General features: G+C 74.6%; 14 protein-coding genes and 2 tRNA genes. 9 read left to right on the forward strand and 7 right to left on the reverse strand.

Annotated elements, in window-relative coordinates; genetic code table 11:
- Positions 1-281 precede the first annotated feature (281 nt).
- The 4 genes from ACZ597_RS08615 (at position 282) to ACZ597_RS08630 (ending at position 3,396) form a co-directional block, all read left to right on the forward strand.
- Positions 282-354 (forward strand) — tRNA-Lys (locus tag ACZ597_RS08615).
- A 266-nt stretch (positions 355-620) separates the two neighbouring features.
- Positions 621-694: transfer RNA gene (locus ACZ597_RS08620), tRNA-Met, on the forward strand.
- A gap of 171 nt (positions 695-865) precedes the next feature.
- Entirely contained in the window at positions 866-2,029 is a 1,164-nt protein-coding gene (locus ACZ597_RS08625; RefSeq protein ID WP_471326706.1) for a PP2C family protein-serine/threonine phosphatase, read from the forward strand.
- 302 nt (positions 2,030-2,331) lie between these two features.
- Positions 2,332-3,396 carry a M23 family metallopeptidase gene (locus ACZ597_RS08630; protein ID WP_471326709.1) on the forward strand — a complete coding sequence of 355 codons (1,065 nt, stop codon included), beginning with the start codon at positions 2,332-2,334 and terminating at the stop codon, positions 3,394-3,396.
- 10 nt (positions 3,397-3,406) lie between these two features.
- On the opposite strand, the gene ACZ597_RS08635 is transcribed toward ACZ597_RS08630, so the two are convergent.
- The 4 genes from ACZ597_RS08635 to ACZ597_RS08650 all read right to left on the reverse strand — a co-directional run bounded on the left by ACZ597_RS08635 (position 3,407) and on the right by ACZ597_RS08650 (position 8,881).
- Complete coding sequence (locus ACZ597_RS08635; protein WP_471326712.1) at positions 3,407-4,687, reverse strand: PrsW family intramembrane metalloprotease; 1,281 nt, start codon at positions 4,685-4,687, stop codon at positions 3,407-3,409.
- A 44-nt stretch (positions 4,688-4,731) separates the two neighbouring features.
- Complete coding sequence (gene trmB, locus ACZ597_RS08640) at positions 4,732-5,562, reverse strand: tRNA (guanosine(46)-N7)-methyltransferase TrmB (protein WP_471326816.1); 831 nt, start codon at positions 5,560-5,562, stop codon at positions 4,732-4,734.
- Positions 5,563-6,003: 441 nt separating this feature from the next.
- On the reverse strand, positions 6,004-7,221 hold the full coding sequence (gene lhgO, locus ACZ597_RS08645; RefSeq protein WP_471326714.1) for an L-2-hydroxyglutarate oxidase: 1,218 nt from the start codon (positions 7,219-7,221) through the stop codon (positions 6,004-6,006).
- A 19-nt stretch (positions 7,222-7,240) separates the two neighbouring features.
- Positions 7,241-8,881, reverse strand: a complete 1,641-nt coding sequence (locus tag ACZ597_RS08650) for a sporulation protein (RefSeq protein WP_471326717.1) — start codon at positions 8,879-8,881, stop codon at positions 7,241-7,243.
- A gap of 676 nt (positions 8,882-9,557) precedes the next feature.
- Between ACZ597_RS08650 and ACZ597_RS08655 the strand changes: the two genes are divergently transcribed.
- Both ACZ597_RS08655 and ACZ597_RS08660 read left to right on the forward strand, forming a co-directional pair.
- A complete protein-coding gene (locus ACZ597_RS08655) occupies positions 9,558-11,810 on the forward strand; it encodes an asparagine synthase-related protein (RefSeq protein ID WP_471326718.1) in 2,253 nt (750 codons plus the stop codon).
- A gap of 539 nt (positions 11,811-12,349) precedes the next feature.
- Positions 12,350-15,544: a BTAD domain-containing putative transcriptional regulator gene (locus ACZ597_RS08660; protein WP_471326721.1), complete on the forward strand. Its 3,195-nt coding sequence runs from the start codon at positions 12,350-12,352 to the stop codon at positions 15,542-15,544.
- Here ACZ597_RS08660 and ACZ597_RS08665 read toward each other — a convergent pair.
- Both ACZ597_RS08665 and ACZ597_RS08670 read right to left on the reverse strand, forming a co-directional pair.
- Positions 15,531-17,498 (reverse strand): sigma-70 family RNA polymerase sigma factor, encoded by a 1,968-nt coding sequence (locus tag ACZ597_RS08665; protein WP_471326724.1) that lies wholly within the window; start codon positions 17,496-17,498, stop codon positions 15,531-15,533. The two genes, ACZ597_RS08660 and ACZ597_RS08665, sit on opposite strands and share 14 nt — an antisense overlap.
- A 262-nt stretch (positions 17,499-17,760) precedes the next feature.
- On the reverse strand, positions 17,761-18,531 hold the full coding sequence (locus ACZ597_RS08670) for a TetR/AcrR family transcriptional regulator (RefSeq protein WP_471326727.1): 771 nt from the start codon (positions 18,529-18,531) through the stop codon (positions 17,761-17,763).
- A 342-nt stretch (positions 18,532-18,873) separates the two neighbouring features.
- Between ACZ597_RS08670 and ACZ597_RS08675 the strand changes: the two genes are divergently transcribed.
- Together ACZ597_RS08675 and ACZ597_RS08680 are read left to right on the forward strand one after the other, a co-directional pair.
- Positions 18,874-20,292 carry an NAD(P)/FAD-dependent oxidoreductase gene (locus tag ACZ597_RS08675; protein WP_471326730.1) on the forward strand — a complete coding sequence of 473 codons (1,419 nt, stop codon included), beginning with the start codon at positions 18,874-18,876 and terminating at the stop codon, positions 20,290-20,292.
- Positions 20,293-20,475: 183 nt separating this feature from the next.
- The gene (locus tag ACZ597_RS08680; RefSeq protein WP_471326819.1) at positions 20,476-22,200 is read left to right on the forward strand and encodes an ATP-binding SpoIIE family protein phosphatase; all 1,725 of its coding nucleotides are present in this window, start codon (positions 20,476-20,478) and stop codon (positions 22,198-22,200) included.
- Between the two features lie 70 nt (positions 22,201-22,270).
- Here the strand turns inward: ACZ597_RS08680 and ACZ597_RS08685 are convergent, their stop codons facing one another.
- Entirely contained in the window at positions 22,271-23,572 is a 1,302-nt protein-coding gene (locus ACZ597_RS08685; protein ID WP_471326821.1) for an MFS transporter, read from the reverse strand.
- Positions 23,573-23,704: 132 nt separating this feature from the next.
- Between ACZ597_RS08685 and ACZ597_RS08690 the strand changes: the two genes are divergently transcribed.
- Positions 23,705-24,241 (forward strand): MarR family winged helix-turn-helix transcriptional regulator, encoded by a 537-nt coding sequence (locus ACZ597_RS08690; protein ID WP_471326733.1) that lies wholly within the window; start codon positions 23,705-23,707, stop codon positions 24,239-24,241.
- Positions 24,242-24,704: the final 463 nt, after the last annotated feature.

Here is a 24,704-nt window from a genome sequence, read left to right on the forward strand (position 1 = left end):
ATGACCGTCCGTCCGGTGGTTTCAACCGTGACGACCGCGGTGGCGAGCGCGGCGGCTTCCGCCGCGACGACAAGCCCCGCTGGAAGCGCAACGGCTGACGCCTGAGCGCCGCCTGACGAAGACTCGGCCCCCACAGCACTCCGGTGCGGTGGGGGCCGAGCCCATTTCCGGCCGTTTCGCCCCTCCCGCGCCGGATGGCGGGAAACCGCCGGAGCCACACCCGGCGATACCCGATCGGTCAGCAGCCCCTCTCCGGCTATGCTCTGGGGTGAGCACCTGGAGGGCCATTAGCTCAATTGGCAGAGCAGCGGACTTTTAATCCGTTGGTTGTCGGTTCGAGTCCGACATGGCCTACCGCTCGCAGGGCGGGGAATCCTCCCCCGGACCTGCACCGAGCGCCCCGTCCGGCTTCTTCGGACGGGGCGCTTCGCCGTTCCCGGGGCCGGTCGGTGGCCTGATCCCGCCCCAAGGCCCGCGCGCCGGTGCCCGGTCCGCTGCTCCGGACACCGGAATGGATCGGATATATGGGCTCTGACCTGCGGTTATGTCGTTCGGCGGGGGCGTGGGGGGATTAATTGGCGGGAGGCGTCCCCCGGATGACGTAGAGTTGGGTTTACCGACGCGGGGTGGAGCAGCTCGGTAGCTCGCTGGGCTCATAACCCAGAGGTCGCAGGTTCAAATCCTGTCCCCGCTACTCCGTACGAAGGCCCGGTTCCCTTGTGGAACCGGGCCTTCGTCGCGTCCGGGGCGGGGCCGCTCCCGGGGGCGCGGTACGTCACCCCTTCGGCCCGGTCCGCTCGCCGCACGGGGCCGCCTGCCGCCAGCCTTGGAGGGGCGGGGCGCGACCGGGCGGCAGGAGAGCAGCGTGGTGGGGCTGGGGCGGCAGGGCGAGGACGGCAGCGCGGACGGCACCGCCCGGCGGGTGGTGCGGATCCTGCCGGTGCTGCTGATCGTGCTGGGGACGGTCTTCGACCTCGCGACCCCGCCCAGCTTCACCGGATCCCCCTTCTTCACGGCGGCCCCGCTGATCGCGGCGCCCCTGTTCACCCTCCGGGCGACCGCGGTGACCGGCGTCGCCGCCTCACTGGTGGTCGTGGGCCTGCACATCCACAACGGCACCAGCTGGAAGGTGGAGGCGCTGACCGAGCTGGCGACGGTGCTGACCGTGTCGGGGCTGGCCCTGCTGATCAACCTGGTCGTACGGCGCAGCGGCGAGCGGCTCGCCTCGGCGCGCGGGATCGCCGAGGCCGCGCAGCGGGCCGTGCTGCCGACCCCGGCCGAGCGGATCGCGGGGCTGCACGTCTGCGCCCGGTACGAGGCCGCGCAGGCCGACGCCTTCATCGGCGGGGACCTCTACGCCGTCCAGGACACCCCGTACGGCGTGCGGCTCGCGGTGGGCGATGTGCGGGGCAAGGGGCTGGGGGCCGTGGAGGCCGTCGCGGTGGTGCTGGGGGCCTTCCGGGAGGCGGCGGAGACCGAGCCGACCCTGGAGGGGCTCGCACGGCGTCTGGAGCGCGCCCTGGCCCGGGAGGGAACGCGGCGGGGCAGCCTGGACGCGGTGGAGGGGTTCACCACGTGCGTGCTCGGGGAGATCCCGGCCGGCGCCGATCGGCTGCGGCTGCTGAACAGGGGTCACCCCGAGCCGCTGCTGCTGTACGCGGACGGCGGCCTGGCGGTACTGGCCCCGGCCGAGCCCGCGCTGCCGCTGGGCCTGGGCGAGCTGGCGCCCGACGCGCCGTCCCGGCCGCAGGAGTGGCCCTTCCCGGCGGGCAGCACGCTGCTCCTGTACACCGACGGGCTGACCGAGGCGCGGGACGGGTCGGGCACCTTCTACGATCCGGCGGCCCGGTTGCGGGGGCGGGTCTTCCCGGGGCCGGACGAGCTGCTGGGCGCGCTCGGCAGCGATGTGCGGCGGCACACCGGCGGCGGTACGACCGACGACATGGCGCTGCTCGCGGTGGGCCGGGCGGGGGAGGGGCAGCCGGAGCGCAGGAGGACCGTACCGGTGGTGCGCCGCGACGAACCGTGAGCGGCAGGGTGACTCTGCGTGGCCGAAAGAGCGCTCTGCGCAAGTGGCTTGACGGTGCGTCATTCGGCCGGTGTGGCTGAAGTGATGGGGGTGAACCGGGCGAATTGCCGTGGTTGTGGCCCCATGTGGCGAATGTGGAGGCCAAAGCTGTTCGGGGCGTGGCCGATTGGTGTTAACGATCAGTCGCTTCGGCTTGGAATCATTCCCTCGCGTAGATTACCGTTCGATAACGCAGCGCGGTCGTCCCAGCCGTCGCAACGACGGCACCCGTGTGCGTTCTCGCCCATGAGGAGTGTGCCCCCGTGGCCTCCAACCCGCCTGCCCCTGACGGCATCGACGTCCAGGAGACGCCCACTGCCGGAGCCTGGGGCGAGTGGAACCCCACGGAGGACTCCGCGCGCCCGCTCCGCGGCAAGCACCGCGTCCTCAAGGCGCGCGGCGGACTGGCCCGCAGCTCGACCGTGCTCGGTGTCGGCGTGATCGCGGCGGTCGGCGCGGGCGGCATCGCCACCGCGCAGGACCGGCCCCAGGTCTCCATATCCATGCCCGACCTGCTCGGCGGTGGCGGCCACTCCGGCAACGGCGGCGACACCGTGCGGACGGCCGCCGCGGCCGACTCCGGCACCGGAGTCGCGGGAGCCGCGGGAGCCGCGGAGACCGCCGCGGTGCCGCAGCAGGGCGGCGACGCGGGCGAGGCGCTGCTCAACCGGATCCTCCTCCAGGCCGAGTCCCAGCAGGACACCGACCAGGCCCAGGCCCGGGCGGACGCCGAGCGGACCGCGCGCGAGAGCGCCGCCCAGGAGGCCAAGGCCCAGCGCGAAGCCGCCGACAAGGAAGCCGAGACGGCGCGCGCCGCCGCCGAGCAGGCCGCCGCCGAGAAGGCGGCCGCGGACAAGGCCGCCGCCGAGCAGACCGCCACCAGGGCGGCGACGGGCTCCGGCTCCGGTTCCGGCTCGGGCTCGCAGTCGGCGGGCGGCTGGGTCCTGCCGACCTCCTCCTACACCCTCACCTCCCACTACGGGGTCGCCGGCTCCATGTGGTCCTCCGGCTACCACACCGGCCTCGACTTCGCCGCCCCTACCGGCACCCCCGTCAAGGCCGTCGGCAGCGGCAAGGTCATCTCCGCCGGCTGGTCCGGGGCCTACGGCTACCGGATCGTGCTCAAGCTCGACGACGGTACCGAGGTCTGGTACTGCCACCTCTCCTCGATGTCCGTGACCTCCGGCTCCGTGGGTGCCGGCGAGACCATCGGCCGGGTCGGGGCGACCGGCAACGTCACCGGTGCCCACCTCCACCTCGAAGTGCGCAAGGGCGGGTCGACGGTCGACCCGCTGGCGTGGCTGGGCTCGAAGGGCCTCGACGTCTGACGGACGCTCCCTAGCCGGGGGAGGGGGACAGCTCCGGAGCCCTGGCGGCCGGTACGAAGGCCCGTGCGGGCGCCGGGGCGAGGGCCTGCGGGGTGCGGCGCGGAGCGGGCAGCAGCCCCTCCAGTACGGCGGCGCGGGCCAGCGCGGGCGCGGCCGTCGCCCGGCGCCGCCAGAGCCGGTGCAGCAACTCGCGCTCCCGCTCGGCGAATTCCGGGTCCCGGCCGCCCGGGCCGCACTGCCGGGCGTACCGGCGGAGCAGGGCGAGGGCGGCGGCGTCCGCCGCGTACCGGGACACCGCGCGGGCGGCGGGGCGGCCTCCGGTGCGGCGGGCCAGGGCGCGCGCCAGTGACCGGGCCGGCATCGAAGCCAGGGCCGGGACCTCCGCCGGACCGAGCCAGCCCGCGGCGGCGTACACCGACAGCTCGGCGGCGACGGCCCGCAGGCGGCCGCGCCGGACCCGCACGGCCAGCCACAGCAGCAGCCCGAACGCCGGGACCATCACGCAGCCGTAGACCACGTAGAACCCGTACTCACCGAAGTGCGAGGAGCCGTTCCACAGCGCGTGGGCGCCCATGGCGAGGGCCAGGCCCAGCAGCGGCAGCCCGATCCTGCGCGTACGGCGGGCGGTCAGCGCGGCCGCGCCGAATCCGAGGCCGGTGAGCACCGTGAAGAGCGGGTGCGCGAACGGGGAGAGCACCACGCGCACGAAGAACGTCGCCGCCGTCACGGAGTCGAGGACGCGGGTGCCGTCGGCCAGGTCCTCCTCGAAGGCGTTGCCCAGGTAGAGGATGTTCTCGGTGAAGGCGAACCCGGTGGCGGTGAACCCGGCGAGCACGATCCCGTCGGCGGCGCCGGCCAACTGCCGTCTTCGGAAGGCGAACACCAGGAGCAGGGCGGCAGCCTTGGCGGTCTCCTCCACCACCGGGGCGATCGCGACCGATCCGAGGCGGTCGGCGGCGGAGGGGTCGGTGGAGGCCGCGGCCATCCACTCCGTGGCGAAGCTGTTGGCCAGTATCGCGATCAGCGCCGCGGTGCAGGCCCCCCAGCCGAAGCAGAACAGCAACTGCCGCCAGGGGCCCGGCGCGGCCCGGCCGAGCCACCGGAACGCCGCCATCAGCGGCGGCACCGGCAGCAGGGCCAGGCCGAGGCCCACGAAGAACCCGGCCGTGCCGGTCTGCTCCCGCACGAGTTCGAGGATGACGGCCCCGGTGGCGGTGAGCAGCGTGACGAGCACGCACGTGCGGGCCGTGCCCGACGGGCGTGCGAGCACACGGGAGAGCGCTCGGTACACATGATGACCCTACCGAGCGGGTCGGACACTCGGAGTGACGTTTGTCAGTTCTTGGAGTCAGGTTCGACTGCCGGTTCGGTCTGCTCGAAGCGGCGGCGGGCGAAGAGGAGGTCGTGGACGACGTGGCCCTTGTCCAGGCCCTGGCCCTCGAAGCGGGTGAGCGGCCGGAACTCGGGCCGCGGCGCGTAGCCGCCGTCGGCCTGGGTGTTCTCGAACTCCGGGTGGGCGGTGAGGACTTCGAGCATCTGCTCGGCGTAGTCCTCCCAGTCGGTCGCGCAGTGGAGCACCGCCCCGGGCGCCAGGCGGGTCGCGGCCAGGTCGAGGAACTCGGGCTGGATCAGGCGGCGCTTGTGGTGGCGGGCCTTGGGCCACGGGTCCGGGAAGTACACGCGCATCCCGGCGAGGGAGGCGGGCGGGAGCATCTCGCGGAGCAGGATGATCGCGTCGCCGTTCGCCACGCGGACGTTGGTGAGGCCGCCCCGCTCGGCGAGGGCGAGGAGGTTGCCCTGACCGGGGGTGTGCACGTCGGCGGCGAGGACGCCGGTGGAGGGATCGGCGGCGGCCATCTGGGCGGTGGCCTCACCCATGCCGAAGCCGATCTCCAGGACGACGGGGAGCCCGTCGAAGAGCTTGTCGAGGTCGATGACCTCGTGCCCGTCGATGTCCAGGCCCCAGGTGCCCCACAGGCGCTTCAACGCCTCGCCCTGGCCGGTGGTGACCCGGCTGCGGCGCGGCTGGAAGCTGCGGATCCGGCGCTCGTGGTGCGACCCGGCGGGGTCGGGCGCGGGACCGTCGGGGAACCGCGGCTCGGTGCGCCACTTGGGCGGCGTGTACGCCTCCGGCGGGGAGTCGGGGAGGCTGGGCTGGGGGTTCAGGGGCTCAGACACAATGCGGCGATTCTACTTCGGGGCCGGGCCCTTTGCCCTGGCCGGGCCCTTTGCCCTGGCCGGGCGGTTGCCCTGGCCGGGCGGTTGCCGGTGAGGGGCGCTGCCCTGCCGGGCCCCTGCCCTGCCGGGCCCCTGCCCTGCTGGTTGGGCGTCGGTTCGGGGCGTCGCCCTGCCGGGCGGAGCCGGTGGGCCGCTGAGGGGGTCGGGTTCCTTCCGGCCCCGCCGGCCTTTGAGGCGTTGGGGCACCTCCCAGCGGTAGCTGGGGGAGGGTCTGGGGGTGGAGCCTCCCAGGAGGGGTCCGGGTTCAGCCCGGGGAACGGGCGAAGGGTGGGTAGGGGAACCCGCCCCGCGCGGCGGCCCACCGGCTCCGCCCGGCAGGCCGACGGACGGGGTCCGGCGCAGCGGCGCGAAGCCGGGGGCGGGCCGGTGTCAGGAAGGGAGGTGCGCCAGGGCGCGGGCGGCGATCTCGCGCCCGATCGGCAGCGAAGCGGTCGCCGCAGGCGACGGGGCGTTCAGGACGTGCACCGTCCGCGGCGCCTCCCGGATGAGGAAGTCGTCGACGAGGGTGCCGTCGCGGAGGACCGCCTGTGCGCGGACCCCCGCCGCCGCGGGGGTGAGGTCCGCTTCCGTGACGGCCGGCAGCAGGCGGCGTACGGCCTCCGTGAAGGCCCGCTTCGACAGTGAGCGGTGGATCTCGCCCGCCCCGTACCGCCAGTGCCGCCCGGCCATCCGCCAGGATCCCGGCCAGGCCAGCTCCGTGGCGATGTCGCGCGGGCGTACCGTGCCCCAGCCGTAGCCTTCGCGGGCCAGCGCGGGGACGGCGTTCGGGCCGACGTGGACCCCGCCGCCGATGCCGCGGGTCAGGTGGACGCCGAGGAAGGGGAACGCCGGGTCGGGCACCGGGTAGACCAGGCCCCGGACCAGGTCCGGGCGGGCCAGGTCGTGGTACTCGCCCCGGAAGGGGATGATCCGCATGCCCGGGTCGTCACCGGCCAGGCGGGCGATCCGGTCGCACTGGAGCCCCGCGCAGTTGACCAGGACGCGGGCGCGGAACACCCGGCCCGAGGTGGTGCGGACCGCCACCGCGGAGGGCCGGCGGGAGATCAGGTCCGCCTCGGCGCCGTAGACGATATCGGCTCCGGATTCCTCGGCGAGCCGCGCGGCCACCTGCCCGTAGTCCACGATCCCGGTGGTGCCGACGTGGATCGCGGCGAGGCCCCGGACGTGCGGCTCGTACTCCGTGATCTGGGCCGGCCCCAGCTCGCGCACCGGGATGCCGTTCTCCCGGCCGCGCTGGACGAGGGAGTGCAGGCGCGGCAGCTCGGACCGCTCGGTGGCGACGATCAGCTTGCCCGTCACCTCGTGCGGGATGCCGTGCTCGGCACAGAACTTGACCATCTCGGCGGCCCCGGCCACCGCGAAGCGCGCCTTGAGCGATCCCGGGCGGTAGTAGATCCCGCTGTGGATCACCCCGCTGTTGCGGCCCGTCTGGTGCCGGGCCGGGGCGGCCTCCTTCTCCAGCACGGTCACCCGGGTACCCGGGGCCAGTCGTGACAGGGCATGGGCTGTCGACAAGCCGACGATCCCGCCACCGATCACCAGCACGTCGCAATCCACGCTGACACCTCCCACCCCTGCATACTGCACCCCACCACCGACAACCCGGCTACGCGGGGGCCACCAGAAGCGGCCGGGCACGCTCGCGCAGCTCCGCGACACGCGGTTCGTCGCCGTACGGTTCGAGCCGGTGCAGCAGGTCGCGTACGTATTCGTTCGTCCGCGCCGAGGAGATCCGGCCCGCGACCTCCACCGCCCGGGTGCCGGCCGCGCACGCCGCGTCGAGGTTGCCCGACTCCAGCTCGGCGACCGCGCTCACCACCAGCCGCAGCCCGTGCGAGCGAACGTACTCCTCCGTGGGGCGGGACAGGGCCTGCTCGGTGAAACGGCGGACCTGGCGCGGGAGTTTGAGGTCCCGGTAGCACTCCGCGGCGTCCGCCGCGAAACGGTCGTACGAGTAGAAACCCAGCCATGTCGGGTCGGGATCGCCCTCGCGGGAGCGTTCCAGCCAGCCCTCGGACGCCCGCAGCGCCGCACCGGCGGCCGCCGAGTCGCCCGCCTTCGCGTGGGCCCGGGCCTCGACGAGGCGGAAGAAGCTCATGGTCCGGGCGGTGGCGAGGCCGCGGTTGCGCTCGACGGCGGCCTGCGCGAGGTCCACGCCCTCGTCGGGGAAGTCCCGGTAGGTCGCCTGGAGGGACATCGAGGCCAGGACGTACCCGCCGAGCGGGACGTCGGCGGCCGCCCGGGCGAGGCGCAGCGCCTGGATGTAGTAGCGCTGGGCGGCCTCCTGCTGGCCGGTGTCGAAGGCCATCCAGCCGGCCAGCCGGGTCAGTTCGGCGGTCGCCCCGAACAGGGCGCGCCCCACCTCGTCGGTGTAGGAGCCGAGCAGCAGCGGCGCCGCGTCCACCCGCAGGCACTCGGGCACCATCGAGGAACGCCAGTCACCGCCGCCGTACTTGGAGTCCCAGCGGCGGGCGTCCTCGGCGGCCTCCCGCAGCTTGGCCACGTCGCTGTGGCCCACCCGCTGCGGCGAGGCGTCCGGGACGGGCCGCGCGGCGGTCGCGGCAGCGGCGGCCGGCGGCGCGGTTTCGGGCCCGGACTGGGCGGGCACAACGCCCTGAGCGGGGGTTTCCGGTGTCCGTCGCGGCGGGGCGGCGGTGGTGGAAGCCCGCCCGGAGGCCGGTCCGGAGCCCGGTCCGGAAGCCGTTGCGGGTGTCGGTCCGGGGGTCGCGGGGGTCGTCTCGGGGGCGGTGCCCGGGTTTCCGGCGGGGCCCGGTTCGCGGGCCACCGAGCTGTCGGCCGGAGATATCAGCCACCGCGAGGCGGGCGTCGCGTACGCCGACACGGAGAAGGAACCGGCGAGCGACTGCCAGATCCCGCCACCGCCGCGCCGCCCGGCGAGGTCCAGCCGGTAGAGGTCGGTCGCCGAGCGCACCGCCGCCCCGATGTCGCGCGGGAAGGCCAGCCCTACCTCCGGCGCCGGATCGGCGTCCGCCAGCCCGATCTCGTGCAGCGGGACGGGCCGGCCCAGCTTCGCCCCGATGGCGGCGGCGATCAGGTGCGGGGCCGCGCCCTGCGGCACCATCCCCTTGGACACCCACCGTGCCACCGACGTCTTGTCGTACCGGAGCGTCAGGCCGCGCTGCGCGCCGAGGTCGTTGACCCGCCGGGCCAGCCCGGCGTTGCTGATGCCCGCGAGGGCGAGGACGGCGCCGAGCTTCTCATTGGGCTCGCGGAGCTCCCTGGACATGCGCCACCCCTCGTCACACGCGGAACGCAGACGCCGCCGGGGCATAGGCGCCCGGCATTTCGTAAACCCAGCGTAGTTCCCCGCCTCCCAAGCGTTAAGGCCCTGACTTCCGTATGGCGGGATTGTTGTCCGTATGCACAGTCGGCGCGGGGGGTTGTGCCCCGGGCGCACGTGTCAGCTCGTGCTCCGGCCGTGTGGCCGTGCGCCCGGCCGTGCGCTCTGGCCGCTCCAGGGGCCCGGCGATTCGATGTGCGGTGCGTGGGTCGGCCCGCCGCGTGGATCCGGTGGGCCGGGGGATGCCGCTGCCTCAATCCCCGCGGGTGGCGGAACGGTCCGGGAGGTGGGAGACGCCTCCCGGACCGCGCCCCGCGGCCTTCCCGGGCTCCCCGCGCGAGGGCCCGCACAGGCCCTCAGTACGGCCGAAGAATGGCCGAAACCGACCTATGGGGCGGTGGGAACGGAACGCCAAATACCGTGTGGCCGGGGCGTGTTCGTTTACATGTGCGCCCCCCGAAGCCACTCTCGCACGCCCTTCTCGTGGCAGCATGGACCCCGAGCCACCCGGGGTCCCGCCGGCCGCGCCCTCCAAGCGCCGACGCACGCCGACGCACGTTGTCCGTGCCGTCCCGGCCGTCCGTTGCCCCGGTCATTTGCCCACGGGCTGGGGGAGGCGGCGGTGCGCTGGTTGGTCGGGTGGAGCAGTATCGCCGCGAGCTTCGGCACGGCAGGACGGGTCCCGTCCGGGCCCGCCGGACCCGCGGACCCCTACGGCTACGGCAGCGGCCACGGCTCCAACGGCCACGGAGCCCCGTACGGCCGCCCGTCCCACCCCGAGCCGCCGCAGCACGGCGGCATCGCCGACGCCGCGTACGCCGACGACCCCGCCGCCCAGGACGCCGAACGCACCGTCCACCCCGTCGGCGCCCAACTGCTGTGGGGCGACCCCGACCCCCTCTGGGCCGTCGGCGACTGGCGCCCGGACGAGATCCGCACCGTCACCGCCGACCCCGCGGACCCCTTCACCCGGCTCGCCGTCCTCGGCTGCTGCGGCGCCACCGACGCCGAACTGCGCCGCGCCCTCTACGCCGCCCGCGGCGGCGCCCTGCGCCACCTCACCGAGTGGCCCGGCAGCTACACCGCCGTCGTCCAGACCGGACGCCGCATCACCGTCCTCGGCGACCTCGCTGGCGCCCGGCCCGTCTTCTACACCCCCTGGGCCGGCGGGACCGCGTACGCCACCGCCGCACTCCCGCTCGCCGACCTCATCGAGGCGCAGCTCGACGTCGGCCACCTCGCCGCCCTCCTCGCCTGCCCCGACAGCCCCGAGACACTGGGCGACGGCACACCGTACGCGGGCGTCCGCCGCATCCCGCCCGGCCACACGCTGATCCTGCGCGAGGGCTCCCGGGAGATCACCGGGTACGAACCCTTGGCCTCCCTCGCCGTCGCCACCCCCGAGGCCGACCCCGAACGGGCGGTGGAGGGCGTACGGGAAGCGTTGACCGCCGCGGTGCGCGCCCGGCTCACGGCGCCGCGGCATGCTCCCGAGACACTGCTCCCCGACCCCGGACCCGTGCCCGGAATGGGCCCCGCCGACCGGCGCGCGGCCCGCGGCGCCCCCGTGCCGGGCGTCGGCGCCGACCTCTCCGGCGGCACCGCCTCCGCGACGCTCGCCCTCCTCGCCGCAGGCCTGCCCGGCGCCCCCGGCACCCTCCAGGGCTCCGGCTCACGGCTCCTCGCCGTCACCTTCAACGACCTCGCCACCCCGCAGGGCCGCGAGGGCGAACTCGAACGGGCCCACGCCCTCGCCGCCGACCCCCGGCTCCACCACGTCGTCGTGGCCGCCGCCGAGGAAGCCCTCCCCTACGCGGAACTCGACGGCCCCCTCACCGACGAACCCGGCCCCTCCCTCGTCTCCGCCGCCCGCGAGCGCCGCCGCCTCGCCGCCGGCTCCGCCGACCACTTCACCGGACACGGCGCCCGCCGTGTTCTCGACGCGCACCCCGCCCGCATGGCGGACCTTCTCCTCGACCGCAGACGCCGCCACCTGCTGCGCCCCGTCGCCGCCCTCGCCCGCTCCGCGCCCGCCGACCCGCTGCTGGTCCCCTTCTCCGTCTACTCCGCCGCCCGCCGCCTCGCCCGTACGCCGTACCGCGCGGGCATGGAGGCCGCCGCGGCCCGGCTCCGCGAGGGCGGAGCGGCCGTCACCGCCGCCTCGGGGCCGGTCGACGCCTCACTGGCGGCCCTCACCTGGTCCCGGCCCGGCCCCGCCGCGGGCTGGCTCACCGGCGAAGCCCTGGCGGAAGTATCGATCCGGCTGCGGGCCGCCGCCGGCCGGCCCCCGCTCTCGCTGCGTCCCGGCGAGGCCCGCGCCCGGGCCCTGCTGGCCCGCCACGCCGCCGACCACCGCGTCTTCGAGCAGGCCGTGGAGGTCCGCAGCCAGCGCCTGCACGCGCCGTTCCTCGACAACCAGGTCGTACGGGCCGCGCGCGCCCTGCCGGAGTCCCTGCGCGTACAGCCCGGGGCCCGCGCCGAGATCCTGCGCAGCGTCCTGGCCTCCGCCGGGGTGCGCGAACTCCCGCCCGGCTGGGGCGCCACCGCCCACACCCCGAACGAGACCGCCACCCGTCTGGGGCTGCGGGCCGCCCTCACCTCCCTGCTGGCCCTCTTCGCGGCACCGCTCCTCGCGGACGCCGGCCTCGTCGACGCCCGGGTGGTGCAGCAGGCCCTGATCGACGCTGCGGAGGGGCGGCCGGTGCCGCTCGACGGGCTCGCGGAACTCGTCTCGATGGAACTGTGGCTCCGCCGCCTCCTGGCCCGCCGCGGCACCTGCTGGACCGGCACCTCCACCCCCCGCCGCCGCGCGGTTCCGCCGCTGGACACCCCCCTCCCCCGCCTGACCCCAGGAGCCCTCCCGGCAGGCCGCTGAACCGGCGGACGCCCAATTCCCACCCCGGCCGACAAGCCCAGCCCCGCGCCGCCCTCCAGCCCCGCGGTACCTTCAGCCTCGCGCCGCCCTTCAGCCTCGCGCCGCCCTTCAGCCCGGCGCCGCCCTCCAGCCCGGCGGCCCTTCAGCCCAGCCCAGCCCTCCAGCCCCGCGCGGCCCTTCAGCCCGGCGGCCCTTCAGCCCCGCGGCCCTTCAGCCCAGCCCCGCCCTCCAGCCCCGCGGCCCTCCAGCCCCGCGCCACCGTCCAGCCCTGCCGCGCCCCCAGTCCCGCCGGCGTTTGAGGCGCGGGGTCCGGGGCGGAGCCCCTGGGTCTTCTTCCAGCCCCGCCGGCGTTCGAGGCGCGGGTCCGGGCAGAGCCCGGGGAACGGTCGAAGGGCGGGTAGGGGACCAGCCCCGCGCAGCGGCCCACCCGCAGCCGCGCCCGCACCCCCGCCACCCGCCGCCGCGCCCGCACCCCGCCCGGCCCCGCCCCCACCGAAAACCCCCACCCACCCCCGGCAGGGGCAGGGCAGAATTGCCCGGTGCGCTACCAAATCCTCGGCCCCACCAGGGCACACGACGACACCGGCGCCCCCCTCACCCCCGGCGGCCCCCGCCTCCGCGCGCTCCTCACCGCCCTCGCCCTCCGCGCCGGGGCCCCGGCCGCCGCGTCCGTCACCGACCTGGTCGACGAGGTCTGGGGCGACGACCCGCCCCAGGACGCCCCCGCCGCCCTCCAGGCCCTCGTGTCCCGCCTGCGCCGCACCCTCGGCCCCGGGCAGGTCACCACCGACCCCACCGGCGGCTACCGTCTCACCGCCGCCCGCGACGACGTCGACCTCCACCGGTTCACCCGCCTCGCGGCCCTCGGCGCCGAGCAGCTCGCCACCGACCCCTCCACCGCGGCCACCACCCTCCGCGAGGCCCTCGCCCTGTGGCGCGGACCCGCCCTCGCCGACCTCCCCGAGCCGGCCCGCACCGCGTACGCCGCCGTCGCCGAAGCCCGCCGCTCCGGCGCCCGGCGGGACCGCATCGAGGCCGACCTGCGCAGCGGCGCCACCGCCCCCGCCGAACTCCTGCCGGAGATCGAGGCGCTGATCCACGGGCATCCGTACGACGAACCACTGCGTGCCCAGCAGCTCCGCGCCCTGCGCGCCGCGGGCCGCTCCGCCGACGCCCTCGCCGCCTACGAGCGCACCCGCCGCGCCCTCGCCGAAGGCCTCGGCGCCGACCCCGGCCCCGAGCTGCGCGCCCTGCACGCGGAGCTGCTCCAGACCCCGCCCCCGCAGCCCCGCGGCAACATCCGCCCGCGCCTGACCTCCTTCGTCGGCCGGGAGCCCGAGCTCGCCGCCCTCGCCGCCGACCTGGACCGCGTACGCCTCGTCACCCTCACCGGCCCCGGCGGCTCCGGCAAGACCCGCCTCGCCGAGCACGCGGCCGCCGCCCGCCCCGACTCCGGCTGGCTCGTCGAACTCGCCCGCCTCGACCACCCCGCCGCCGTCCCCGGCGCCGTCCTCAGCGCCCTCGGCCTGCGCGAGAACAGCCTCGTCGCCCGGGAGAAGACCCCCGCCGACGACGACCCCACCGCCGCCCTCGTCGAACACTGCGCGCACCGCCGCCTGCTCCTCGTCCTGGACAACTGCGAGCACGTCATCGGCGCCGCCGCCGAACTCGCCGAACGCCTCCTCACCCACTGCCCCGGCGTCCGGATCCTCGCCACCAGCCGGGAACCCCTCGGCGTGCCCGGCGAGTTCCTGCACCCCCTCGAACCGCTGCCGCCCGGCCCCGCGCACCGCCTCTTCGACGACCGGGCCGCCGCCGCCCGCCCCGGCTTCCGCCCCGGGGACGCCCCCGACGCCGTCGCCGAGATCTGCGCCCGCCTGGACGGTCTGCCGCTCGCCATCGAGCTGGCCGCCGCCCGGCTGCGGCTGCTCAGCCCGCGCCAGATCGCCGACCGGCTCGACGACCGCTTCCGCCTCCTGACCGGCGGTGCCCGCACCCTGCTGCCCCGCCAGCAGACCCTGCGCGCGGTCGTCGACTGGTCCTGGGACCTCCTCGACGCCGCCGAACGCATCGTCCTCGCCCGGCTGTCCGCCTTCGCCGGCGGCTGTGACCTGGAGGCCGCCGAGGCCGTCTGCGCGGACGGCGGGACCCGCGCCGACGTCGCCCACACCATGGCGGCCCTCGTCGACAAGTCCCTCGTCGTCGCCGAGCCCGACCCCGACGGCATGCGCTACCGGCTCCTGGAGACCATCCACGAGTACGCCGCCGAACGCCTCGCCGAGGACCCCGCCGACGCCCGCGCCACCGCCCTCCGCCACGCCGAGCACTACCTCGACCTCACCGAACGGGCCGAGCCGCTGCTGCGTTCCGCCGGCCAGCTCCCCTGGATCCGCCGCTTCGAGACCGAGCTCGACAACCTGCGCTCCGCGCTCCACACCGTCATCGAGGGGGAGCAGGACGACGCCGCCGGCGAGATCGCCCAGCGCATGCTGTCCGGCCTCGGCTGGTTCTGGTGGCTGCGCGACTACCGCGCCGAGGGCGCCGACTGGACCGCCCGGATCCTCGCCCGGACCCCCGTCGAACCGCCCGAGGGTTCCCCGGAGTACTGGCCGTACATGCGGCTGCGCATGCTCCACATGTTCCTGCTCGCCGAGAGCGCCGGAGCGGACCGCTTCCGCACGCCCGAGCACCGCGAGCAGGCCGCCCGCGTCAAGGAGGTCTTCAGCCACGGCTCCCCGGAGACCACCCGCTTCCCCGGCATGCTCTGGCCCGCGATCTGCTTCCTCACCGGCGACGTCGAGCGCTTCCACGAGAGCATCGACGAGTCGATCGCCAACTGTCGCCGCCACGCCGGGGACTGGGAACTCGCCATCCCCCTGCTGATGCGCACCCACTTCGCCATCGACATGACCGGCGGGCTCTCCACCGTGGACGCGGACCTCGCCGAGCTCGACGCGATCGCCCACCGCGTCGGCGACCGCTGGATCCGCGCCCAGGTGGCCAGCGCCGCCGGGGAAGCCGCCCTCTCGCGCGGCCAGTACGGCACCGCCCGCGCCGCCTACGAGGAGTGCCTGCGGCTGGCCCGGGAGGTCGGGGCCCGCATCGAAGCGCCCTTCGCGATCGCCCGCATCGCCGAGACCGAGTACTGCGCGGGGAACTTCGAAGCCGCCGAGAAGCTGCTCGCGGAGGCCGACCGCGAGGCCGACGAGCAGGGCGGGGTGTACGACGTGAGCACCTTCAGCCGCTTCCTGTCCGCCACGGTCGCGCTCCAGCGCGGCGACCTCGCCCGCGCCCGCACCGAATGCGCCGCCGCCCGCGCCGCGGGCGAACGGATCAACGTGCCCGCCCAGTTCACCGCCGGCCTGGACCTCATCGAAACCGTCCTCGACGCCCGCGAGAACGGCCCGGAAGCGGGCCTGGCCGGGATCGGCCCGACCCTCGCCGGGGCGGTGGCCACGCACTGCGCGGAACGCGTCCTGGCGGGCATCGCCGAGACGGCGTCACTGTTCCTCGCCGACGCCGGCCGCCCCGAGGAGAGCGTACGAGTCCTCGCGGCGGCCACCGCCTGGCGCGCGGGCCATCCCCGCTCGGTCCCGGAGGAGGCCGCCCTGGAGGGGCTCCCGGAGCGCAACCTCGCCGCCCTCGGGGCGGCCGGCCGGGCCCGGGCGGAAGCCGAGGGCCGGACCCTGACCCCGACGGAGGTCGCCGCCCTGCTCGGCCTCAGCGGCAGCTGATCACCGCGTCGGCCCAGCTCGCCAGGGTCGGCAGGTGACCCTGCCCGGCCTGCTCCACCACCAGCCGCAGCTTCGAGCGCCCGGCGAGCGGCACCTCGACCGGCACCGGGGCGTCGTCGTACCCGAGGGCGCCCGAACGCCACAGCCGCTGCCCGTCGCCGTAGACGGAGAACCGCACCGTCCCGTCGGTCAGCAGCGACAGCCCGTCCACCCCGGCCCGCGCCGAGAAGCTCGTGCACTGCCGGTTGAGGGTGATCTCCACCGTGGAGCGGGAGTGCACGGTGATCCCCTGTCCGAACCGCTGTCCGCCCACCATCAGCCCCCACCGCTGCCACACCCAGCTGCTGCGCCAGGTCTCCAGCTCGGGACCGGTGTGCTTCCCGAACGCGGAATGCCCGAGCCCGGCCAGCTGGAACCCCTGCGGCGGCTGCGGCGGAGGCACCGGCGGCGGTGTCGTCGGCCGGGCCCGCGTGGGCGACGGCGTCGGGGAGGGCTTCGGCCGCAGGCTCGCCGGAGCGGCCGTCGGAGCGGGCGCCGAGGACGCGGGAGCCGACGGCGCCGCGCTCCGCCGGGGCGGCACCGACCCCCGCGCCGCAGGCGCCGGAGCCTCCGGCGGCACCGACTCCGGCGCCGCGGACACGGCCGGCGCGGGCACCTCGGGCGCCACCGGCGCCACCACCCCGGGCGCGGGCCCGGCCTGCGGCTCGGGCTCGTCCCCGGCCAGGGCGAACACCACCCCGGCAGCGGCGGCGACCGCTATGCCGGCGGCGATGGCGGCCTTGGCCGGCAGCCCCAGCCCCTCGGAAACCACCGCACCCCCGGCCCCACCGGCACCGGCACCACCGGCCCCGGCACCGGCGGCTCCCGCACCGGCGGCCCCGGCACCGGCGGCTCCCGCACCGGCACCGGCCGACGACCCTCCCGCCGCCGCGGCGGCAGCCCCGGCCCCCCCGGCGGCGACGGCCCCCCCGGCCACCACCCCGGCCGCCTTGGCGGCGTACCCGGCGGCGAACCACCCGATGACCGCCACCGGCAGCAGCGCGGGAATGCCCGCGTTGACGTCCTTCAGCTCCCCGGCGGCCAGCCGGCACTTGGCGCACTCCTCCAGGTGCTTGCGCAGCCCCCGCTCCGCCCGCATCCGCAGCCCGTCCCGGGCGTAGGCGCCCAGCCGGTCCGCGTACCGGGCGCAGTCGCCGCCCGCGCTGAGCGCGGAACTCACATGGGCCTGGAGGTAGGCCTGCTTGAGGCCCTCCCGGGCCCGGCTGGCCAGCACCGCCGTCGCGTTGGCGCTCAGCCCGAACAGCGGGGCGATCGCACTCGGCGAGGCCTCCTCGACGGTGGTGTGCCACAGCACGGCCTGCCACCGCTCGGGCAGGCTCCGGAAGGCCTGCATCGCGAGCGACCGCTCGGCTTCGCGCATCGCCCGGACATCGGCGCCCAGTTCGAGGGTGTCGTCCGCGGACAGCCCGCCGGCGCCCTCCGCCCCCGCGGCCGCCTGCTCCGCGAACACCGCGAAGTCCTCGACCAGATGCTCCCGCCGGGCGGTCTTCGCCCAGGCCGCGGCGACCCGCCGCACGGTGGTCAGGAGATAGGCCCGCACCGACTGGTCCGGCCCGGCCCCGCCCCGTACCGCCTGCAGCGTCCGGGCGAACACCTCGGCGGTCAGGTCGTCGGCGGTGTGCCCGTCCCGGCAGCAGGTCCGCGCGTAGCGCCGTACCGCGTCGGCGTGCCGACGGAACAGCTCCTCGTACGCCCCGTCGTCGCCGCCGCGCATCCGGGCGATCAAGTCGCCGTCGGACGGCGGGAGTTCGCCGCCGGGAGGGCCGGATGCGGCGTGCCGGCCGCCGCGTTCGCGCTGGGCCGGGACCTGCCGGGCGGGCAGGCTGCCCGCCCCGGTCTCGGCGCCGGTCCCACCGACGCCACCGAGGGAGTCGTCCCGCCCGTCAACGCTCATCGCGGAAGCCCCCGCACGACACACTGGAACCGGTACACCGATCCAGCCTGTCACACGGCGATGGCACCCCGGGGCCCTCTCGGCGCCATCCACCCATCCGGGGACAATCCGGCGAATCACCGGACTGCTCCTCACCCCTTCGAGCGACCTGCCGTTCGAGGCCCCCCGTTGACGAACCGGCCCCCACCCCTGCGGGGGCCGGCGCGTCAACGGCCCGGCTCAATGCCCCGGCCCGGTGCCCCGGCCGAGCCGGGGCACCGGCTCACGCCGACCGGGAGCGCAGTCCCTCGAGCAGGATGTCCAGCAGCCGGGCCGAAGCCGCGGCCTGCTGAGCCGGGTCGGGCAGCGCGGGCGCGGCGGTCGCTATCACCAGCAGCACATCGGCCACCGTGACGTCGGTCCGCAGCTCACCCGCCTCCCGCGCCCGGTCCACCAGACGCCCGACGACCTCCAGCAGCGCACCGGCCCCGGCGTCCTCCGACGGCTCGTCCTCGACCGAGGTCCGCGCGCCCACGACGCGCAGCTCCGCCGTGCCGCCCGCGACGGCCTGGCGCTGGTGCGGGACACGGGCCGCGGCCTCCTCCGCCGCTTCCTCCTCGGCGGCCGCGCCGACCCGCAGCACCTGCGGCGGCAGCAGCCGGCCCGCGCCGGAGGCCACGGAGGTGCGCAGGAAGCGCGACAGCGCCTGCCACGGCTCCTCCTCCTGGCCCAGGGCGGACTTGGCCTGCTCGGTCAGCCGGGCGGTCTCCTCCTCGGCTATCCGTCGGACCAGCACGTCCTTGCTGGGGAACCGCCGGTAGACGGTCCCGACGCCGACCCGCGCGCGCCGTGCCACGTCCTCCATCGGAGCCCCGTAGCCCAGCTCGCCGAAGACCTCCCGGGCCGCCCGCAGGACGTGCTCCAGGTTGCGCTGGGCGTCGACGCGCAGCGGCGTGGAGCGGCCCACCCCGTGGGTGGTCGAGCCCGCCATCACGCGGCCGCCGGTCTCCGCGGACAGAGCGGTGACAGAGCCATGGAAATCGGAAATGTTCATATGTATCCCCCGGTAATCACTTGTCTCCCCCCGGAGACACTCCCCGCCTTCGTGTCGAGGGGGGCCACGGTCATGAGGGCCCAGGTCCTACATCCTCGACGAGATACGAACATAGTTGAGCCAGAGTCAATTCAGAAGAGGCAGCCCCCGACCGAGCACCGCCCGATCGGAGCATTCACCGCCACTTTTCCGCCGCAACTCCCCGGAATCGCCCCTTCCGAAGCCCTGACCTGCGCACTTCTCACGTGATCGGGATCTCCTGACAGGCCGATCCCGCCACCCCCGTCGGTCACACAATTTGCCGGGCCTGTGGACAAACTCCCGGCCACGTTGCGTCATGGGGTGGTGAAGGCTGCTAACTCCCGGGGCGACGACCCCGGTACCCCGCCCCGCACGCGCATCCTCGTCGTCGGCGGCGGCTACGTCGGCATGTACACGGCCCTGGGTCTCCAGCGGAAGCTGAGATCCGGCGAAGCCGAGGTCACCGTGGTGACCCCCGAGCCCTACATGACGTACCAGCCCTTCCTCCCGGAAGCCGCCGCGGGCGCCATCTCACCCCGGCACGTCGTGATCCCCCTGCGCCGCGTCCTGGACCGCTGCCGCATCGTCATCGGCGAGGCCCGGAGCATTGACCACGCCAAGCGGACCGCGACCGTCACCACCCTCGCCACCGCCGAGGAGGGCACCGGCGGCATCGAGATCGAATACGACGAACTCGTCCTCGCCCCCGGCTCCGTCTCCCGCACCCTCCCCGTCCCCGGACTCGCCGACTACGGCATCGGATTCAAGACGGTGGAAGAGGCCATCGGCCTGCGCAACCACGTCATCGAACAGATGGACATCGCCTCCTCCACCCGCGACCCCGCAATCCGCGACGCCGCCCTCACCTTCGTCTTCGTCGGCGGCGGTTTCGCCGGCGTGGAGGCACTCGGCGAACTGGAGGACATGGCCCGATACGCGGCCCGGTACTACCACAACGTCAAGCCGGAGGACATGAAATGGGTGCTGGTCGAGGCCAGTGACCGGATCCTCCCCGAGGTCGGCCCCGAAATGGGCGTCTACACCGTCCGTGAACTGCGCAGCCGCAATATCGACGTCCGCCTGGAGACCCGCCTCGAATCCTGCGAGAACCGCGTCGCCGTCCTCAGCGACGGCTCCCGCTTCCCCACCCGCACCATCGTCTGGACCGCCGGCGTCAAACCCCACCCCGTCCTCGCCGCCAGCGACCTCCCCAAGAACGAACGCGGACGCCTCAGCTGCACCTCCTTCCTCACCGTCGAAGGCGTCGAACACGCCTGGGCCGCCGGCGACGCCGCCGCCGTCCCCGACATCACCGCCGGCGAACCCGGCCGCGAATGCGCCCCCAACGCCCAGCACGCCGTCCGCCAGGCCAAGCAGCTCTCCGACAACCTCGTCGCGGCCCTGCGCGGCGAACTGCTCACCGAGTACGCCCACAAGTACGTCGGCTCCGTGGCCTCCCTCGGCCTCCACAAGGGCGTCGCCCTGCTCTACGGCCGCAAGCTCAAGGGCTACCCCGCCTGGTTCATGCACCGCGCCTACCACCTCAGCCGCGTCCCCACCTTCAACCGCAAAATGCGGGTCCTCGCCGAATGGACCCTCGCCGGCCTCTTCAAGCGCGAGATCGTCTCCCTCGGATCCCTCGAACACCCCAGGGCAGAATTCGAACTCGCCGCCGGCGGCGGCCACCGGCACCACCCGCCCCGGCCCGCCCCCGACCCCCCGCAGGACAAGCAGGGCTGACGTTGTCAGTGCCGTCGGCCACACTGGACGTGTGACCATAGGTGGGCTCACGCCTGCACACAGTGACATCCACCGAGTGAAATCCACCGAGCGGCACCGTCCAGCGCCCGACCCCAGGGGCACCCCCGGCACCGCCCGGCGGACACACCGCGACCACTTGCGACACCACGAGGCTTGAACGCAGTGAACTTCACGCGCTGGAGCGCCCGCTTCCCCGGCACGCGCCGCGCCGCCGCCCGGAACGAGCACGCCGCGGCCCAGGCCAAACGCGGTGAGGGCTCCGTCCCGGCAGCCCGCGGCGCCGCCCACCCCGCCGCGCCCCCCGAGGGCAGCCCCGCCGACGCCACCGTCCGCGGCACCGGCACGGCACCGCTTGCCGCCGCGCCCGCCCTCGACGAGCTCCCCGTACGGGAAGTCCTCGGCCTGCTCCCGGCCCTCGTCGCCCTCGTCCACGGCCCCGAGCACCGCGTCGCGTACGTCAACGACGCCTACACCGCCGGCTTCGGCCCCCGCACCACCGGCGCCCCCGCCCGCGAAGCCCTCCCCGAACTCGGCGAGCTCGGCCTCCTCGAACTCCTCGACCAGGTCCAGCGCAGCGGCAAGCCCCGCACCGCCAAGAACCGCACCGCCCCCGGCGGCGGCAGCTCGTACACCGTCACCTGCACCCCCGTCGAGTTCCCCAAGGCCGCCGCCGACGGCGAGACCGACCCCGAACACACCGGCATCCTGGTCCACCTCGCCGACGTCACCGACCACGCCGAAGCCGTGGACCGCCTGCGCGCCAGCGAGCGCCGCCAGCGCGAGGCCGCCGTCACCCTCCAGCGCTCCCTCCTGCCCCAGGAACTGGAACAGCCCGACGACCTCCGGGTCGCCGCCACCTACCAGCCGGGCGGCACCGAAGCGGCGGTCGGCGGCGACTGGTACGACGTCATCACCCTCGGCGCCGGCCGCACCGCCCTCGTCATCGGCGACGTCATGGGCCGCGGAGTCCGCGCCGCCGCCGTCATGGGCCAGCTCCGCACCGCCGTCCGCGCCTACGCCCGCCTCGACCTGCCCCCGCACGAGGTGCTCCAGCTCCTCGACGGCCTCGCCGCAGAGATCGACGCCAGCCAGATCGCCACCTGCGTCTACGCCGTCCACGACCCCAACGAAGGACTCCTGGCCTACGCCTCCGCGGGCCACCTCCCGATCCTCGTCCGCGACGAGGACGGCACCGTACGCCGCGCCGCCGACCCCACCGGCCCGCCGCTCGGCACCGGCGGCTGGCTCCACAGCTCCGGCACCATCGCCCTCGGCCCCGGCTCCACCGCCGTCCTCTACACCGACGGCCTGGTCGAACGCCGAGGCGAGGACATCGACGAAGGCGTCGCCGCCCTCGAACGCGCCCTCGCCGGCGCCCAGGGCACCCCCGCGATCATCTGCGACCGCCTGATGCGCGCCCTCGGCGTGGACGCCGACCACGACGACGACGTCGCCGTGATGGTCCTCCAGCAGCCCGCCCGCACCGGAGTGGACGCCGAGCTCTTCCACAACGCCGCCCTCGAACTCCTCGGCGGCGTCGAGGCCGCCCCGCGCGCCCGCGCCTTCGCCCAGGGCGTCCTCAGCTCCTGGCGCTTCCCCGTCGAACTGTGCGACCTCGGCGTCCTGGCCGCGAGCGAGCTCGTCGCGAACTCCCTCCAGCACGGCACCCCGCCCATGCGGCTGCGCCTGCGCCGCACCGACCGCCGCCTGATCGTCGAAGTCACCGACGGCGACGACCACCTCCCGCGCCGCCGCCGCGCCGAACCGGCCGACGAGACCGGCCGCGGCATCTCGATCATCGCCACCATCGCCTCGGCCTGGGGCTCCCGCCGCACCCCCGGCGGCGGCAAGGCCGTCTGGTGCGAGTTCGCCCTCCCTGACAAGTAGCAGCACGAAAGGGGAGAGCCCCCGGCCCGAAGCACCGGAGGCTCTCCCCACGAACACACACCCACGACCGCTACGCGGAAACCCGCTCCGCCCGCTCCGGGCCCGCGGCCGCCTTCGAGACGACCGCCGGCCCCTGTGCCACGACCCGGCTCACCACCGACGGGTTGTCCTGCACCGGGCTGAGCCGCCTGCCCAGCCGCAGCGCCAGCACCGAGATCCCGAGCGACACGAGCACGAACACCCCGATGTAGAGCATCGGAATCCCCGCCCCCAGAGGCACACCCAGCGGCCCCAGAGCCAGCGCCATCTGCTTGACCAGGGCGAAGGCCGAGTTGTACTGCCCGACCGAGCCCTCGGGGGCCAGATCGGCCACCAGCGGGGCCAGCGTCGGCGACAGCATCGCCTCACCGATGCCGAAGAGCGCGTACGTGGTGATGAACGCGGCAGCGGCCATCATCGCGCTGCCGTGCCCCAGCCCCGAGAACCCGGCGATCAGCCACGCCACGGTCCAGATCAGCCCGACCAGCGCGATCACCCGCGACCGGCGGCGCTTCTCCACCAGCTTCAGCACGACGAACTGCGCCACGACGATCGCACCCGTGTTGGCCGCGAGCGCGAACCCGAGGGTGGAGGGGGAGATCCCCGCGGCCTCTGTACCGAAGGCCGCCAGACCCGACTCGAACTGCCCGTAGCAGGCGAAGAACAGCACGAAGCCCAGCACGCACAGCTGCACCATCGCCTTGTGCCGCAGCAGCCGCTTCCAGCCACCGCCCGCCGGCGCCGCGTCCTTGGCCATCGCGTCACTGATGTTCTGTACGTGCGGCATCCGCACGGTGGCGATCACGACCGCCAGCACCAGGAACATCACGGCCTCGATGCCGAACAGCAGGGTGAAGCTGCCCGGACGGCTCTCGTCGACGATCTGGCCGCCGACGAGCCCGCCGATGCCCAGACCCAGGTTCTGCATGAAGAACTGCAGGGCGAAGGCACGCGTACGGGTCGACGGCGTCGAGCACCACACGATCATGGTGGCCAGCGCCGGCTGCATCACGGCCTGCCCGGCACCCAGCGCCAGGGCGGACAGCAGGATCGGCACGATGCCGGTGGAGAGCCCGAGCGAGAGCGCACCCGCCGAAGCGGCGACGGCCGCACCCATGACCACGGGGACCGGACCACGCCGGTCGATGACCCGGCCGGTGAAGGGCAGTGCGACGAGAGCACCGAGGGCGAACGCCACGAACGCACTCGTGGCCGCCATGGAACCCAGACCGCGCACCTGCGCCACATAGATGTAGAGGAACGGAACCGTGAAACCGATGCCGAACGCGGTCAGCGCGTTCCCGGCCTGGATCCGCCGCATCGCAGCGCCCATCACCTTGGTCACTTCTCACCTGCCTTGAGAGCCGAAGACTGAAGACTTCAGAACTTCATACCTAAACTTCGATGCTTAACTCTACACATCGAAGGAGTTAGACGCCAACGGGTTCGTGCGATACTTCGGACCATGGCTGACACCCCCGACGGCGCGACGCCCGTCCAAGAGCCGAGCCTCGACGAGCAGATCGCCGTCTACCAGCGCGAGTTCCAGGACCTCGACCCCCAGGTCGAGAAGGTGGTCTCGGCGCTGAGCCGGCTGAACCGCCGCATGAACGTCGCGTACGGCCGCCAGACCGCGGCCCTGGGCATCAGCAACGCGGAGTGGGAGGTCCTCAAGGCCCTCGTCATCTCCGGGGCGCCCTACCGGATGGGCCCGAGCGAGCTCGCGAAGCAGCTGGGCCTGACGCCCGCCGCGATGACCCACCGGATCGACCGCATGACGGCGGAGGGCCTGGTCACCCGCGAGCGGGACGAGACCAACCGGGTCCGCGTGATCGTGGAGCTGACGGACGAGGGACGCAGCAAGTGGCTGGACGCCATGCGCGCGGCCACGGTCTTCGAGGAGGACCTCCTCCAGGACCTCTCCACGGCGGAGCGCGGAGTGCTGGGGGACATGCTCACCCGCGTCCTGGACCGCGTCGAGGAACTCCAGTCCCGGGCCTGACAGCCCCTGACCTCCCGGGTTGACACGCCCCTCGCGGATCCGTAAGGTTCTCCGAGTTGCCCCGGAGCCGGAAGATTCCGGAGTCAACGAATCCCGCCGCCTCGTAGCGGCAACCTACTCAGCACGATCTCCCACAGGGAACGAATTCGGCACGCCCGAATTCATTTCCGAAGGCCCGATTATCGGTTGCCGGGGAAATCCGCTAGAGTTCAGGTGTCGGAAGGGCCCAACAGCCCGGAAGACAAACCCCGCTGACTGGGGGTCAGGCCCGAAAGGATCTGATAGAGTCGGAACCGCCGGAAAGGGAAAGCGCGAAAGCGAAGGACCTGGAAAGCGAGCGAGAAAGACTCTGATAGAGTCTGAATCGCAAGAACGAAAGCCCGGAGGAAAGCCCGAGAGGGTGAGTACAAAGGAAGCGTCCGTTCCTTGAGAACTCAACAGCGTGCCAAAAATCAACGCCAGA

The organism is Streptomyces sp. NPDC040718 (assembly GCF_055593565.1).

What these genes read in the sequence shown, in the direction of transcription:
- ACZ597_RS08650 (WP_471326717.1), bottom strand. Translation starts at nt 8,881, where the DNA reads ATGTCCAGGGAGCTCCGCGAGCCCAATGAGAAGCTCGGCGCCGTCCTC.
- ACZ597_RS08665 (WP_471326724.1), bottom strand. Translation starts at nt 17,498, where the DNA reads ATGAGCGTTGACGGGCGGGACGACTCCCTCGGTGGCGTCGGTGGGACC.
- ACZ597_RS08670 (WP_471326727.1), bottom strand. Translation starts at nt 18,531, where the DNA reads ATGAACATTTCCGATTTCCATGGCTCTGTCACCGCTCTGTCCGCGGAG.
- ACZ597_RS08685 (WP_471326821.1), bottom strand. Translation starts at nt 23,572, where the DNA reads ATGGGCGCTGCGATGCGGCGGATCCAGGCCGGGAACGCGCTGACCGCG.
- ACZ597_RS08690 (WP_471326733.1), top strand. Translation starts at nt 23,705, where the DNA reads ATGGCTGACACCCCCGACGGCGCGACGCCCGTCCAAGAGCCGAGCCTC.